The organism is Streptomyces sp. NPDC101165 (assembly GCF_044768135.1).
Lineage (GTDB): Bacteria > Actinomycetota > Actinomycetes > Streptomycetales > Streptomycetaceae > Streptomyces.
Genome location: NZ_JBIWPG010000012.1, coordinates 179,920 through 193,944 on the forward strand (window position 1 = coordinate 179,920; position 14,025 = coordinate 193,944).

At 72.8% G+C, this 14,025-nt stretch carries 5 protein-coding genes; 3 read left to right on the forward strand and 2 right to left on the reverse strand.

Going from position 1 to position 14,025, the window contains the following annotated elements; all coding sequences use genetic code 11:
* Positions 1-14 precede the first annotated feature (14 nt).
* A complete protein-coding gene (locus tag ACIRVH_RS26475) occupies positions 15-2,363 on the forward strand; it encodes a PAS domain S-box protein (RefSeq protein WP_403957604.1) in 2,349 nt (782 codons plus the stop codon).
* A gap of 149 nt (positions 2,364-2,512) precedes the next feature.
* On the opposite strand, the gene ACIRVH_RS26480 is transcribed toward ACIRVH_RS26475, so the two are convergent.
* A complete protein-coding gene (locus ACIRVH_RS26480) occupies positions 2,513-3,079 on the reverse strand; it encodes a lamin tail domain-containing protein (RefSeq protein WP_403957607.1) in 567 nt (188 codons plus the stop codon).
* 395 nt (positions 3,080-3,474) lie between these two features.
* On the opposite strand from ACIRVH_RS26480, the gene ACIRVH_RS26485 reads away from it, so the two are divergent.
* Positions 3,475-4,719, forward strand: coding sequence for a DUF2993 domain-containing protein (locus ACIRVH_RS26485; protein ID WP_403957609.1), 1,245 nt, complete (start codon positions 3,475-3,477; stop codon positions 4,717-4,719).
* A gap of 29 nt (positions 4,720-4,748) precedes the next feature.
* Here ACIRVH_RS26485 and ACIRVH_RS26490 read toward each other — a convergent pair whose 3' ends face one another.
* Positions 4,749-12,809 carry a type I polyketide synthase gene (locus ACIRVH_RS26490; protein WP_403957612.1) on the reverse strand — a complete coding sequence of 2,687 codons (8,061 nt, stop codon included), beginning with the start codon at positions 12,807-12,809 and terminating at the stop codon, positions 4,749-4,751.
* A 291-nt stretch (positions 12,810-13,100) separates the two neighbouring features.
* Here ACIRVH_RS26490 and ACIRVH_RS26495 point away from each other — a divergent pair, with 291 nt between their 5' ends.
* Positions 13,101-13,925 (forward strand): SGNH/GDSL hydrolase family protein, encoded by an 825-nt coding sequence (locus tag ACIRVH_RS26495; protein WP_403957614.1) that lies wholly within the window; start codon positions 13,101-13,103, stop codon positions 13,923-13,925.
* The last annotated feature ends 100 nt before the right edge of the window (positions 13,926-14,025 follow it).

Here is a 14,025-nt window from a genome sequence, read left to right on the forward strand (position 1 = left end):
GATCGGGGATGGACATGAGCGACTTGGCCGAGGCGGTGCCGTCCGGTTCCACCCACATGGCGGAGCGGACGACGTGCGGATGCGGCGGCGGCATACCCGTGGGCAGGCCCCGGGACGAGGAGGACCGTTTCCGGGGTCTGCTGGAGGCGGCACCGGACGCGATGGTCATCGTCGACGACACCGGCATCATCAAGCTCGTCAACGCCCAGACCGAAGCCCTCTTCGGCTACCGACGCGAAGAACTCCTCGGCCACCCCGTCGAGCTCCTCGTCCCCGGCCGCTTCCGCACCCACCACACCAAACACCGCAACGGCTACGCCCACAACCAGCAAGTACGCCCCATGGGCGCCGGCCTCGACCTCTACGGCCTCCGCAAGGACGGCACCGAATTCCCCGTCGAGATCAGCCTCAGCCCCCTCGAAACCGCCGACGGACTCCTCGTCTCCGCCGCCGTACGCGACGTCAGCGAACGCAAAGCCGCAGAGGAACGTTTCCGGGGTCTGCTGGAGGCGGCACCGGACGCGATGGTCATCGTCGACGACACCGGCATCATCAAGCTCGTCAACGCCCAGACCGAAGCCCTCTTCGGCTACCGACGCGAAGAACTCCTCGGCCACCCCGTCGAGCTCCTCGTCCCCGGCCGCTTCCGCACCCACCACACCAAACACCGCAACGGCTACGCCCACAACCAGCAAGTACGCCCCATGGGCGCCGGCCTCGACCTCTACGGCCTCCGCAAGGACGGCACCGAATTCCCCGTCGAGATCAGCCTCAGCCCCCTCGAAACCGCCGACGGACTCCTCGTCTCCGCCGCCGTACGCGACGTCAGCGAACGCAAAGCCGCCGAAGAGCGCATCAACGAACTCGCCGCGCTGGTCGAGTCCTCCCAGGACGCGATCCTCGCCAAGACCCTCGACGGCAGGATCACCTACTGGAACGCCGCCGCCCAGCGGCTGTACGGGTTCTCGGCCGCCGAGGCGGTCGGACAGCACGTGTCGATCCTCGCCCCGGCCGACCGGGAGGACGAGATCAGGCTGCTCCTGGACCGGCTGCGCCGGGGCGAGAAGGTCGAGCACTTCGAGACGCTGCGGGTGACCCGGTCCGGCGGGATGCTCGACGTCGACGTCACCCTGTGGCCGACCCGGTCCCCGGACGGCACGGTCATCGGCGCCTGCGCGATCGTCCGTGACATCAGTGACCGCAAGCGGGCCGAGGCGGAACTGACCGAACTGTACGAGCAGCAGCGGCACATCGCGCTGACACTGCAGCGCAGCCTGATGGGCACGCCGCCCGCGATTCCCGACCTCGTCACCGCGAGCCGCTACCTCCCCGCCACCCAGGGAGCCGGAGTGGGAGGCGACTGGTTCGACCTGATCCCGCTGGGAGCCGGCCGCGTCGGGGTGCTGATCGGTGACGTGATGGGCCGCGGCCTGGAGGCGGCCGCCGTGATGGGTCAGCTGCGGTCCGCCGCGCACGCGCTGGCCAAGACCGGCATGCGGCCCCGTCAGCTGATGCAGGCACTGGACACGGTCGTGGCCGACCTGAACGTCCCCGACCAGCTGGTCACCTGCTGCTATCTCGTCGTCGCCGCCGACTCCGGCGAAGTGGTCATCTGTTCCGCGGGGCATCTGCCGGTCCTGGTCGCCGTCCCGGGCGAGGGCGCCAGCACCCTGCCCACGCCGGTGAACGCGCCTCTCGGCGTCGGCGGCGTGATCTACGAACAGCGCACCACGACCATCGCACGCGGCGCCACCCTCGTGCTCTACACCGACGGTCTCATCGAGACCCCGGGCTCCGACATCGAGGACCAGCTCACCCAGCTCATCGGCACCCTGGACAAGCTGGCGAGCTGCGGCCTCGACCTGGAGGCCGCCGCCGACCACGTGCTGACGACGCTGCTGCCCGACGCGAACGGGCACGACGACGTCACCCTGCTGCTCACACAGGTGCCGGCGGCCCCGCTGGCCACGGCCGGGGCCGAACTGTGCGCTGAGCCGCGCGCGGTGCGAGACGGTCGAGAATTCCTCGCCGCGACCCTCTGCACGTGGGGCTTCGGCGAGCGGACGGACGACGCGTGTCTGCTGCTGTCGGAGATCCTCACCAACGCGGTGCAGCACGCGCAGGGCCCGATCGGCCTGCGTGTGCGCCGCACGGACACCGAGCTGACGGTCGAGGTCAGCGACCCCAGCCCGCAGCTGCCCCAGCCCCGGGTCGCGGCCGAGGAGGAGGAGTCCGGCCGGGGGCTGCAACTCGTACGGGCCCTCGCCGACGACTGGGGAGTCCGGCCGACCGACGAGGGCAAGACGACGTGGTTCAGCCTCAGGATGGGGCAGCCCGTCGCCCCTCGGCCGGCAACGCTTTAGGACCAGGACGGGCAGGAGCCGGTCGACGCAGCCGCACGGGGCCGGAGAAGTGGTTGCGAGCGCACCACGGCGCGCCGCTCCCGGGGAGCGGCGCGCCGTGGTGCGGGTCGTCGGGTGCCGAGGCAGGGGCGTCGGCACCCCGGGGACGGTCAGAAGCGGTGGTCGCCGCGGTGGTTGTGGCCTTCACCGCGGTTGAAACGGTCGCCGTCACCGCGGTAGTGACGGTCGTGGTCACGGTAGCCGCGGTGGCCGTCACCCCATGACTCGGCGTCGACGAAGCGGCCGCGGTCGTTGCGCAGGGTGGCGGTGTCGGCGTCGCGGTCCCACACGGAGGAGCGGCGGTCCTGGTAGACGTCGGTCGAGCTGTCGCGGCCGACACCGGTGTGGACACGGACGGTTGCCCGGCCCCCCAGCCAGTAGTTGCGGAAGGTGTAGGTGTTGCCGTCCCGGTCGGTCAGGGTCCAGCCGCTCAGGTTCACGTCGCGACGGCTGTTGTTGGTGATGTCGACCCACTCCCGGTTGAGGGCCAGGTTGGATCGCTCGTAGCGGCCATGAATGCTGGACTGCACGTTACCGATGACCACCTGAGCGCGGTCCGGGTACGCGCTCGCTCGGTCCGCAGCGGAGGCGGGCAGCGCCACCGCTCCGACCAGCGCGGCCGCCACGGCGGCAGCTGCAGTCAGACGACGCGGGGTCACAGAAACGGAAGCGGACACAGGGTCCCCCTTGCAGAGTGTGGGCACGTCCGGGCTCCACGGCATCGGCCGTGAGCCGGGGGTGCGGCATGTGAGGAGCGGCCGTGCGGCCGCGCATCCACACCTTCGTGCCCCGAGCAGGAGAAGCGCGGCACAAACGGGGCGTGTTACCAATCGTCAATATATTGGTGACACTCGCATGCATAGTCCATCTATGTACCGAATACCCCTTTCGAGGCCTTCCCAGGCCGTCTTTCACATGCGCGCGCACGTGCCCGTCACCCGAAAGTGAGCAACAGCCCTCAGGCATCCGCCACGGAAACACCCGCTGACCGTCGGCCGCGAAGTGGCCGATTTCGAGCCCTACTTCAGGTAGGACTTGCAAGTCCGGTGGGACTATATGATCAAATCTCCCGATGCGTACCCCCCACGTACCGACGCATCAACCTGCCCAGTCCGACGGGCATTCCGTCGAGCGGGTTCCATCCAGCCGCAATCCGTACGACGAACTTGCGGCGCTGGTAGACAATCCACTGGAGGACTTCCTCACCGACGACAGCACGCCGACCGCGCAGGACGACGACGCCGAGGAGCCCTGGGCCCCGCCCAACCACCGCCGCGGCAGCCGCCGCCGCAACCGAGCCACCGGCCTGCCCACCATGGTCAGAGTCCTCGCCTGGGCGCTCACCCTCGCCTGCCTCGTCACCCTCGCCGACCGCTGGGCACTGCTGTATGCCGAGCACAAGGCCTCGGATCGGCTCAAGGACCAACTGCATCTCGCCGCCGCCCCCGAGGTACGGATCGGCGGCTTCCCGTTCCTCACCCAGCTGGCCGCACAGCGCCTCGACTCGGTCCGGATCACCGTCCCCGGCGTCCCGGCCCGCCGGGTCACCCTCACCCAGGTCACCGCCACCGCACACGACATACGTATCGACGGCGACGGACCCACCGCCGTGCGCGGCGCACTCGTGCGGCAGGTGCACGGTCGGGTCCTGCTGTCCTTCGCCGACATGAACCGCGAACTCGGCGCCTCCCAGGTGTCCTTCACGGCCCGCGGACCGGGCCGCGTCCGGGCCCACGGCGATCTGCGCGTCGCGGGGAACGATCTGCGGGTACGAGCCGACGTCCGCATCCGGCCCCAAGGGGAGCGCGGCATCGCCACCTCCGTGGACGGCATGCGGCTCGACATCGGTGACCTCGCGACGTACCGGCCCGGCACCGGGCCCGCCGAGGGCCTCCATCTGACCCGCGCCTCGGCGCGTCGGCTCACCCAGGGAGCGGAGAAGATCAGGGCCTTTCTGGCCGTCCCGGAGATCGTGCGGCGCCTGGGTGTCCCCGACAGCGCGGTGCGCGCCGCGCTGCACGACGAGGACAGGCTCCATCAGCTCACCGGCGCGCCGCGCTTCCTGCACGACCTGACCCGCATGAACCTGGTGGACGTGGCGCTCGCCCACCCGGGGCTCCTCAAGCGGCTGGGTCTCGACCTCTCCCTCCTCACCGCACTGACCAAGCTCACCCGTCCGCAGATCGCCGACCGCTTCTCGTTCTCCTTCCAGCTCCCGAAACCGCCTTCGGGCACCCTGCGCCTGCAGGACGTGACGGTGCACAAGGACGGCATCCACGCCGACGTCGCGGGATCGGGGCTGCTCCTGGGGCACTGAGCATCCGTGCCCGAAGCACCGACGATGCCTCAATCAGTGGTTTTTCCCAGCCCGTTCACCCAGGCCCGGATCGCCTTTGCCGTGGTGGGTGCGTGCTCCTCGGCGATGGTCCAGTGGTCGCCCGGGACGTCCACGGTCTCGGACAGCTGTGGCCAGGAGGCCCGCCAGTCGTGGGTTCCTGTCTCACGGCTGCCGTGGGTGCGCATCTCCGGCAGCTGGTCCGTGGCGCGCACCAGGAGTGTGGGCACGTCCACCGGTTCGGGGCGCCAGCCGCGGAGCATCCGGGTGTAGGCCCCGAGTGCGGCCAGCGCCATGTCCTCCACCGCGGAGTCGAACCCCTCCCCCATGGCCAGGGCCGCGCGGGCGGGCAGGGCGAGCAGCCATGGCTCGGCCTCCCGCTCGGGGGTCACGTGGTAGGTGTCGACGAGGACCAGGCCGGCGGGCGGGGTACCGGTCTCCGCCAGCCGCGCGGCGACCGCGTGTGCCGGACAGCCGCCCATCGACCAGCCCAGCAAGACCGGTCGGCGGTCGCCCAGTTGCTCCCGCAGCGTGGCTGCGTGCAGGTCCACCAGTGTCGGCCAGTCGCAGGGCAGCGCATCGCCGGAGGTGACCCCGGGGTGCCGCGTCTCCAGAACGTCCCGGTCGCCTTCGAAGTGCCGCGCGAGTGCGTCGTACCAGGGCCGGCCCAGGGCCGGGGAGAAGCCGGGGAAGCACACCAGAGCCGGCCGGTCGGCCGCGCCCGTGGCCAGCTGGAGTGGTCGCAGGGCGTGCACCGCGCCGTCCTCGGGGCCGAAGCCGGGGACGGCCAGTGAGGCGGTCACGAGGAGGTGCATCGCCGAGACGACGTCGCCGGTCCCGCACACGCGGCGGTAGAGGGAGGCCAGGGTCTGTGCGGGGCGTGACGGCCGCGCACCGGTGGCCGCCTTCTGGCGGGGCAACGCCTCGTGCAGTTCGGCGAGCAGGTGGCTCGTCAGTCGTTCGGTGGTGGGCAGGTCGAAGGTGAGGGTCGCGGGCAGTTCCAGGCCGGTGAGCAGGCTCAGCCGGTTGCGCAGCAGAACGGCGGTCAGGGAGTCCAGACCCAGCTCCATGAAGGCGCGGTCGGCCGTCACAGCGGCCGCGCCGGGATGGCCGAGCACCTCGGCGACCGCTTCCCGGACCAGTGTGAGCAGGGCGGAGTGGCGGTCGTCGGCGGGCAGCTGCGCCAACCGCTCTCGCCACGCTCCCGGCGCGTCGTCGGCCGGCTGGGTGGTTCCCCCCGCCGGTCCCCCGCCGCTACGGTCCGCGCCCGGGACCGCAACCGAGCCGGACGGGCCCAACAGGCCCTGCAGCGGCGGCGGAACCGGCCTGCGCTGCCTACCGGCCTTCGGGTCCAACGGCAACGGTGCCAGGACGGGCTCGTCCGCCGCCAGGGCGGCGTCGAACAGCGCCATGCCTTCGGCGGGGGTGACGGCGCGCAACACGCCGTCGCTGGTCCGGCCGGTGCGGGCCGCCATCCCCTCGGCTCCCGACCACGGACCCCACACCAGGGAGAGCGCGGGCATTCCCAGAGCGGCTCGGTGCACCGCGAGGGCGTCGAGGAACGCGTTCGCGGCCGCGTAGCCCGCCTGACCGGGATTGCCGAGCAGGCCCGCCGCCGAGGAGAAGAGCACGAACTGCGACAGCGGCAGGTCCTTCGTCAGCTCGTGCAGGTGCCAGGCCGCGTCCGCCTTCGGCCGCAGGACGCCCGCGATCCGCTCGGGCGTCTGCGCCTCCAGTACTCCGTCGTCGAGGACACCCGCCGCATGCACCACGGCGGTCAGGTCCGCGGCGTACCTGTCGACCACCTCCGCCAGTGCGGACCGGTCGGCCGCGTCGCAGGCGACCACCTCCACCCGGCCTCCGGCCTGCCCGATCTCCGCCTGCAGTTGCCGTGCACCGGGCGCCTTCGGGCCACTGCGACTGGTGAGCACCAGGCGACGGACCTTGTGATGCTTCGTCAGGTGGCGGGCCAGCAGCGCACCGAGAGCCCCGGTGCCCCCGGTGATCAGTACGGTGCCGTCCTCGCCGAACGGCGCCGAGGGGGCAGGTGTGGCGGCCGTCTGAGTCAGCCTTGGCACCAGCACCTCCCCGGCGTGGAGGGCAAGTTGGGGTTCACCCGTCTCCAGGGCCGCCGTCAGCCGGTGCAGCGACTCGGGGTGGTCGTCGACGTCGACGAGCGTCAGGCGGCCGGGGTACTCCGACTGCGCACTGCGCGCCAGTCCCCAGACGGCAGCGGCGGGCAGGTCCGGGGCTGGACCGGTGGCACCGCGGGTCACCAGGACCAGGCGCGATCCCGGAGCCAGGGCGGGCAGCCGGTCGTGCAGCAGTTCCAGGGCACGTGTGACGAGGGCACGAGTGTCGGCGGCCGGGGCGGCGGACGGGGTCGGAGCGGCCAGGGAGACCACGACGGCCGGGGCATCGCCTTCGAGGGAGCCGGGGCGCCGTGACCCGGACAGCGCTGCCGCCAGGTCCAGATCGTCGGGGGATGCCACCGCGAGCGCGGAAACGGTGGCGTGGGCGGGGGCCACGGCCGTCCAACGCGGGCGGTACAGCGGTCCTGCCTGCACGCGGTCGACGGTGCTCGGGACCGCCCGGGTGGTCAGCGCCTCCACCCGCAGCACCGGCCTGCCCGCCGGGTCGGTGAGGTCCACGGCGACCGTGTCCTCCCCGCTGCGGCGCAGCCGTACGCGCAGCGCGCTGACGCCGGCCGCGTACCGGCTGACGCCCCGCCAGGCGAACGGCAGCCGAGGCGGTTCGGGCTCCCCGTGTTCCCCGGGGACCAGCAGCGGAGCGTGGATGGCGGCGTCGAGCAGGGCGGGATGGATGCCGTACCCCTGCGCCTCTGCTACGGCTGCGTCGGGGAGCCGCACATCGGCGAGGAGGTCGTCTCCCTGTCGCCAGACGGCCCGAACGCAGCGGAAGGCCGGGCCGTAGGCGTAGCCTTCGCGCGCCAGCCGGTCGTAGGCCTCTGTCACGTCGACGGGTACGGCGTCCGGCGGTGGCCAGGATCCCTGCGGTCCGGGGTTCGGGGCGGGGTCGGTGGCCGAGGGGGCCAGCCGGCCGGTGGCGTGGTGGGTCCAGGTGCCTACCGGGCCGGAGTCCTCGGGGCGCGCGTGGATGTCGACGGTCCGGCGGCCGGCCGGGTCCGGTTCGCCGAGCGCCACCTGGACCTCGACGCGCACGCCGGAGCCGGGCAGTTGCAGTGGCAGCAGCAAGGTCAGCTCTTCCAGGAAGCCCAGCCCGCAGGTGCCGCCGGAGTGGAGCGCCAGGTCGGCGAGGGCGGACGCGGGCACCAGCAGGCGTCCGTCGACGACGTGGTCGCGCAGCCAGGGCTGGTCGGCGTCCGCCAGGTGGCCGGTGCACAGCAGGCGGCCCGTGTCCGGGAGGCTGGTCGTGGACGTCAGCACCGGGTGGCCGCCGGAGGCGGTGCGTACGGCGGTCGGCGTGGTGTCGACAGGCTCGGCCAGCCAGTAGCGGTCCCGCTGGAAGGGGTAGGTGGGCAGGTCCACTCGCCGGTCACGCCTGTCCGGGTGTGCTGCCTGGTGCACGGTGGCCCAGTCGATCGCCGTGCCGTGCTCGTGGAGTCGGGCGAGTGCCGCCAGGACCGTGTCGGGTTCCGGGTGGCCGGCCCGCGCCGTCGGGGTGAACACGAGCTTCCCGGGCGCCCCGACCGTTGCCATCGCGGCGGATGTGAGCTGTGTGCCTGGGCCCACCTCGGCGAATGCGGTCGCCTTCGCTTCACGCACCAGATGACGTACGACGTCCGCGAACCGCACCGTTTCGCGGGCGTGGCGGACCCAGTAGGCAGCCGAGCGCAGGTCGTCTCCGGTGGCCTGGCGGCCGGTCAGTGTCGAGGCGATCGGGATGCGGGGCTCACGGTAGGTGGCCCGGGAGGCGGCTCGGGCGAACTCCGCGAGCGCCGGTTCGATCAGCGGCGAGTGGAAGGCGTGGCTCGTGCGCAGTCGTACGGTGCGACGCCCTCGGGCCTCGAAGCGCTCGGCCAGCGCCGTCACCGCTTTCTCCGCGCCGGAGACGACGACCGACCGTGGGCCGTTCACCGCCGCGACCGCCACCGGCCCGGCTGCTGCCGGCAGTTCGGCCAGTGCCGCCAGCGCCTCTTGCTCGGTGGCGTCCAGGGACAGCATGGCGCCGCCTGCCGGGAGTTGCTGCATCAACCGGCCCCGGGCGGCGACCAGGTCGACGGCGTCGCTTTCCGAGAGGATCCCGGCGGCATGCGCCACGGCCAGCTCGCCGACGGAGTGGCCGGCCAGGAAGTCCGGTCGCACGCCCCATGATTCGAGCAGCCGGAACAGCGCGACCTCGAACGTGAACAGGCCGGCCTGCGCGACATCCGTCCTGTGCTGCTGCGCGTCGGCGAGCGCTGTGTCCGGGCCGTCCCACAGTGCCTCGCGCAGGGGACGCTCCCCGACGCCGACGGTGTCGAACCGGCCGCACAAGGCGTCGAAGGCGTCTGCGAAGACGGGGTACGCGGTGTGCAACTCCCTGCCGAGGCCCGCCCAGCCGGCGCCCTGCCCGGTGAAGAGCAGCGCCAGCCGTCCGCCCGTCCGGACCGGGGACGGCACTGCCGCCCCCTCGTCCGAGAGCCGGTCCAGTTCAGTCAGCAGGACGGCGCGGTCCTGGACGGGCACCGCCACCCGGTGGCGGAACGCGGCACGGGAGGCCGCCGAGGAGAACGTCACATCCCCGAGCGGCAGTTCGGGCCGTTCGCGGAGGAAGGCGGCCGTACGCCGAGCCTGGGCGCGCAGCGCTTCGGCGGTCGCACCGGACAGAAGAAGCGGCGGTTCCGGAGCGGTCCGGGCACCCTCGTGGTGCGGGGTCTCCTGCTCGTCGACCGCTTCTTCCAGGATCACGTGGGCGTTGGTTCCGCCGATGCCGAAGGCGGACACCGCGGCGCGCCGGGGTGTCCCGGGAGCGGGGCGCCACGGCTGCTCCCGCTGCAGCAGCCGTACGGCGCCGGAGGACCAGTCGACGCCCGGTGACGGCTCATCGGCGTGCAGCGTGCGCGGCAGCACGCCGTGCCGCATCGCGAGCACGGTCTTGATGACCCCGGCGACACCGGCCGCGGCCTGGGTGTGCCCGATGTTGGACTTCAGCGATCCCAGCCACAGCGGCCGCTCCGCCGGGCGGTCGTGCCCGTAGGCCGCGAGGAGGGCCCGGGCTTCGATGGGGTCGCCGAGCGGGGTGCCTGTGCCGTGGGCCTCCACGGCGTCGATGTCGGCCGGGGTGAGTCCGGCGGCGGCGAGGGCGTCGCCGATCACCCGCTCCTGGGCGGGCCCGCTGGGTGCGGTCAGGCCGTTGGACGCGCCGTCGCCGTTGACGGCGGAGCCGCGGAGTACGGCCAGCACCGGATGGCCGTTGCGCCGGGCGTCGGCGAGCCGCTCCAGCAGGACCAGTCCGACGCCCTCGCCCCAGGCCGTGCCGTCGGCCGCGGCCGAGAACGGCTTGCACCGTCCGTCGGGCGACAGGCCGCGCAGTCTGCTGAACGCGGTGAACGGCACCGGGCTGGCCATGACGGTGACTCCGCCGGCCACGGCCAGCGAGCACTGGCCCGAGCGCAGCGCCCGTGCCGCCCAGTCCATCGCCACCAGCGACGAGGAGCAGGCCGTGTCCACCGTCACCGCGGGTCCTTCCAGGCCCAGGGTGTAGGCGATGCGCCCGGAGGCCACGCTGCCCGCGGAGCCGAGCGCGAGGTGTGCCTCGTACGCGTGTCCTCCGCGGTGCAGCAGCCGGCCCGCGTAGTCGCCGTGCATCACGCCGACATAGACGCCGGTGTCGCTGCCGCGCAGGGCGCCGGGGGCGATGCCCGCCCGTTCCACCACCTCCCAGGCGGTCTCCAGCAGCAGCCTCTGCTGCGGGTCGGTGGCCAGCGCCTCCCGGGGCGACATGCCGAAGAAGGCCGCGTCGAAGTCGGCGGCCCGGCGCAGGAAGCCCCCGCGGCGGGTGACCGAGGTGCCGGGCCGGTCCGGGTCGGTGTCGAACAGCCCGGCCAGGTCCCAGCCCCGGTCGGCGGGGAACGCGGAGGTGGCGTCCGTGCCGTCGGCGATCAGCCGCCAGAGCTCCTCCGGTGAGGAGACGTCGTCCACGGCTCCCGGGTAGCGGCAGGCCATGGCGACGATGGCCACCGGTTCGTCGGGCTGCGGTGTGTCGCCGGGTGTGCCTGGCCCGGCCCCGCGCAGCGCCGGGGTCGGGGCGCCGAGCAGCGCGCCGTGCAGGAACTCGGCCACCGCGTCCGGCGTCGGGCGGTCGAACACCAGGGTCGCGGGCAGCTGCAGGCCGGTCACCGCGCCGAGCCGGTCGCGCAGCAGGACGCCCTGCAGGGAGCTGACTCCCAGATCGGTGAAGGCCTGGCCGGGCTCCGGCTCGGAGTCCCCGTCGCCGCGGAGTTCGGCCATGACGAGGTTCAGCACGGCACGGCGCCGCTCCGGGGCCGGCAGCGCGAGCAACCGGGCCCGCAGAACGGCGGAGGCGTCCTCCTGCTCGCTGACGAGCGCCTCGGCCAACTGCCCGGCGAGTACCGCCCGTTGGATCTTGCCGGAGGATGTGCGGGGCAGCGAACCGCTCAGTCGGATCTCGTCCGGCACCTTGAACGCGGACAGCCGCTCCCGGCACGCGGCCCGCAGCGGCGCGAGGTCGACTCCGTCCGGCCCGGGGACGACGAACGCCACCGGAACCTCCCCGAGCACGTCGTGCGGCCTGCCCACGACCGCCGCGTCGGCGACACCGGGGCACGCCAGGAGCACCTGCTCCACCTCGACCGGGTTGACGTTCTGCCCGCCGCGGATGATCAGGTCGCCCACCCGGCCGGTGACCCGCAGCCCACCGCCCGGCTCGCGGCGGCCGAGGTCACCGGTCCGGTACCAGCCGTCCCGGAGGACCTGCGCCGTGCTGTCGGGGCGCCCGTGGTAACCGATCATCACGCCGGGGCCGCGCACCCAGATCTCGCCCTCGTCGCCGTCTGCGGAGCCGGCACCGGAGAGCGGATCGGTCACCCGGACCTCGACTCCGGGCACCGGCTGCGGCACGCGCTGCGGACCCGGCACCTCGAGTCGGTCGACCGCGATCTTGCCGGAGGTCTCGGTGGAACCGTAGCCGTCCAGCAGCGGCGCGCCCAGCAACTCCTCTACGGAGGAGCGCAGTTCCGCCGGGCAAGGCGCTCCGGCGGTGACGCACAACCGCAGCCCGCGCGGCGGCCGCGGCGCCTCGCGCAGTGCGCTCACCAGCAGGTGGTAGGTGGCCGGTACCCCGCCCAGCATCGTGAACGGCCCTTGCAGCGGCTGCTGTTCGAGTACCTCCAGCACGTCCACGCCGCGGTCCAGGAGGTAGGCGCTCGCCCCCGTGGCGACGACCCCGAGGATGCACAGCGAGTGCGCGTAGGCGTGGTGCATCGGCAACGGCCACAGCAGCCGGTCCTCCTCGGACATGCCGAAGAGCGGTGCATAGGCGGCGGCGGTCGACCACAGCACGGCCCTCTGGCTCGTCACCACGCCTTTGCGCTCGCCGGTGGTGCCCGAGGTGTAGAGGATCCAGGCGGGTTCGTCCAGGCCGAGGCCGTCGTAAGGCGGGCGGCCCGGATCCGTCCCGGCGAGTTCCTCGTACGAGACCGCGCCCGGGGGCGCTCCGGGCGGCAGCGCCTGCGCACCTACGACGACCACCACCGGCGGCGACTTCGGTCCTGTCGCCACCCGCGCCAGGCGCTCCAGCAGCGAGGCCTCGACCACGATCGCCACCGCGCCGCTGTCGCCGAGGACATGGGCCAACTCGGCGTCGGCCACCCCAGGATCCAGTGGCACCCCAACGGCCCCCGCGCGCACGGCAGCCAGGCAACTCTCGGCCATTTCGACGCGGTTGGACAGGCAGAACACCACCCGGTCACCGCGGCGCACGCCCAGCCGTGCCAGATGCCCCGCGATCCGCGCCGTCCGCCGATCCAGCTGCTCCCAGGTCACGCCCCTACGTGCGTCCCGGAAGGCGGTCCTCTCCCCCGCGCGTGCCGCATGCGCCTGGACGGCCTCGACCGACGGACGGACCAGTTCCCCGCGAACCCCCGTCATTCCCACCCCTCTTGTACGTCCGCCCCCCGACGCCCATCGACTATAGGGTCGCGAACCGCTCTCGGCCGTCAGCTCCGAGCCGCGTCGCGCGCGCCGCCGAACGGGTGACGGCTCACCGGGTGAACTCTGCCGAGGAGACGGCACGTCGTCGGGCGCGCCCGACTCCGGCCGACGCCCCTCTCCGGCACGGCGTACCGCAGCGGCGACACTGCCGAGGGCTTTGTCAACACGGCTGAGCGGGGATGACGGCGCTCGCGGGCGGGGGTGAGCGGGCCGCGATACAGGAGAGTCATGAGCCGGTCCCGAACAGCGTCCTACGCGTCCTCCGCCCTCCTCGCGGCCGCCTGTGTCCTCGCCGGTCCCGCGACGGCGCCGGCGGCGCCGAGCGCCGAAGCCCTGCGCTCCGAAGCCCTCGATTACGTGGCTCTCGGTGACTCCTATTCGGCCGGTGTCGGAGCCGGGAGCTACTTCACCTCCGCCTCGAACTGTCTGCGCAGCGGCCGGGCGTACCCGGTCCTGTGGGCCGCGGCCCATGCGCCGGCGTCGTTCAGTTTCACGGCGTGCAACGGGGCCCGCACGAGCGATGTCATGTCGAGCCAGCTCGGCCCGCTGAGTCCCCGCACCGACCTGGTCAGCATCACCGTCGGCGGCAGCGACTCGGGCTTCTCCGGCGTGATGGCGACCTGCGTACTGCCCGGCACCGAGGCATGCTTCTCCGCCGTCGCCAAGGCACGGACCTTCATGGACGGGACCCTCCCGGGCAACCTGGACCGTCTCTACTCGGCCATCCGCGGCAAGGCACCCGCCGCGCACGTCGTCGTGCTCGGCTATCCGCACCTCTACCAGGTCCACGGCACCTGTTCGGGCGGCCTCGCGGACGCGGAGAGGTCGGCGCTCAACGAGGCCGTGGACCAGCTCAACAGGGTGATCGCCGAGCGCGCCCTCGGCCACGGGTTCGCTTTCGCCGACCCCCGGGCCGCCTTCGCCGGGCACGAGATCTGCTCGTCCACCCCCTGGCTGCACAGCGTCGACTGGCTGGATCTGACCGAGTCGTACCACCCCACGGCACCCGGGCAGTCGCTGGGCTACCTCCCCCTGCTCACCGGCGCGGCCTGATCTCCCCATACATCGGATGTGTCAGGGACTCACGACCGTCCAGGCGGTTGACAGGCACATGCGGTACTTCTAGGTTCCGCCATACACCCGATGTTTCGAC

Coding starts and splice junctions, on each gene's coding strand:
- ACIRVH_RS26475 (WP_403957604.1), top strand. CDS start 15: ATGAGCGACTTGGCCGAGGCGGTGCCGTCCGGTTCCACCCACATGGCG.
- ACIRVH_RS26485 (WP_403957609.1), top strand. CDS start 3,475: ATGCGTACCCCCCACGTACCGACGCATCAACCTGCCCAGTCCGACGGG.
- ACIRVH_RS26490 (WP_403957612.1), bottom strand. CDS start 12,809: ATGACGGGGGTTCGCGGGGAACTGGTCCGTCCGTCGGTCGAGGCCGTC.
- ACIRVH_RS26495 (WP_403957614.1), top strand. CDS start 13,101: ATGAGCCGGTCCCGAACAGCGTCCTACGCGTCCTCCGCCCTCCTCGCG.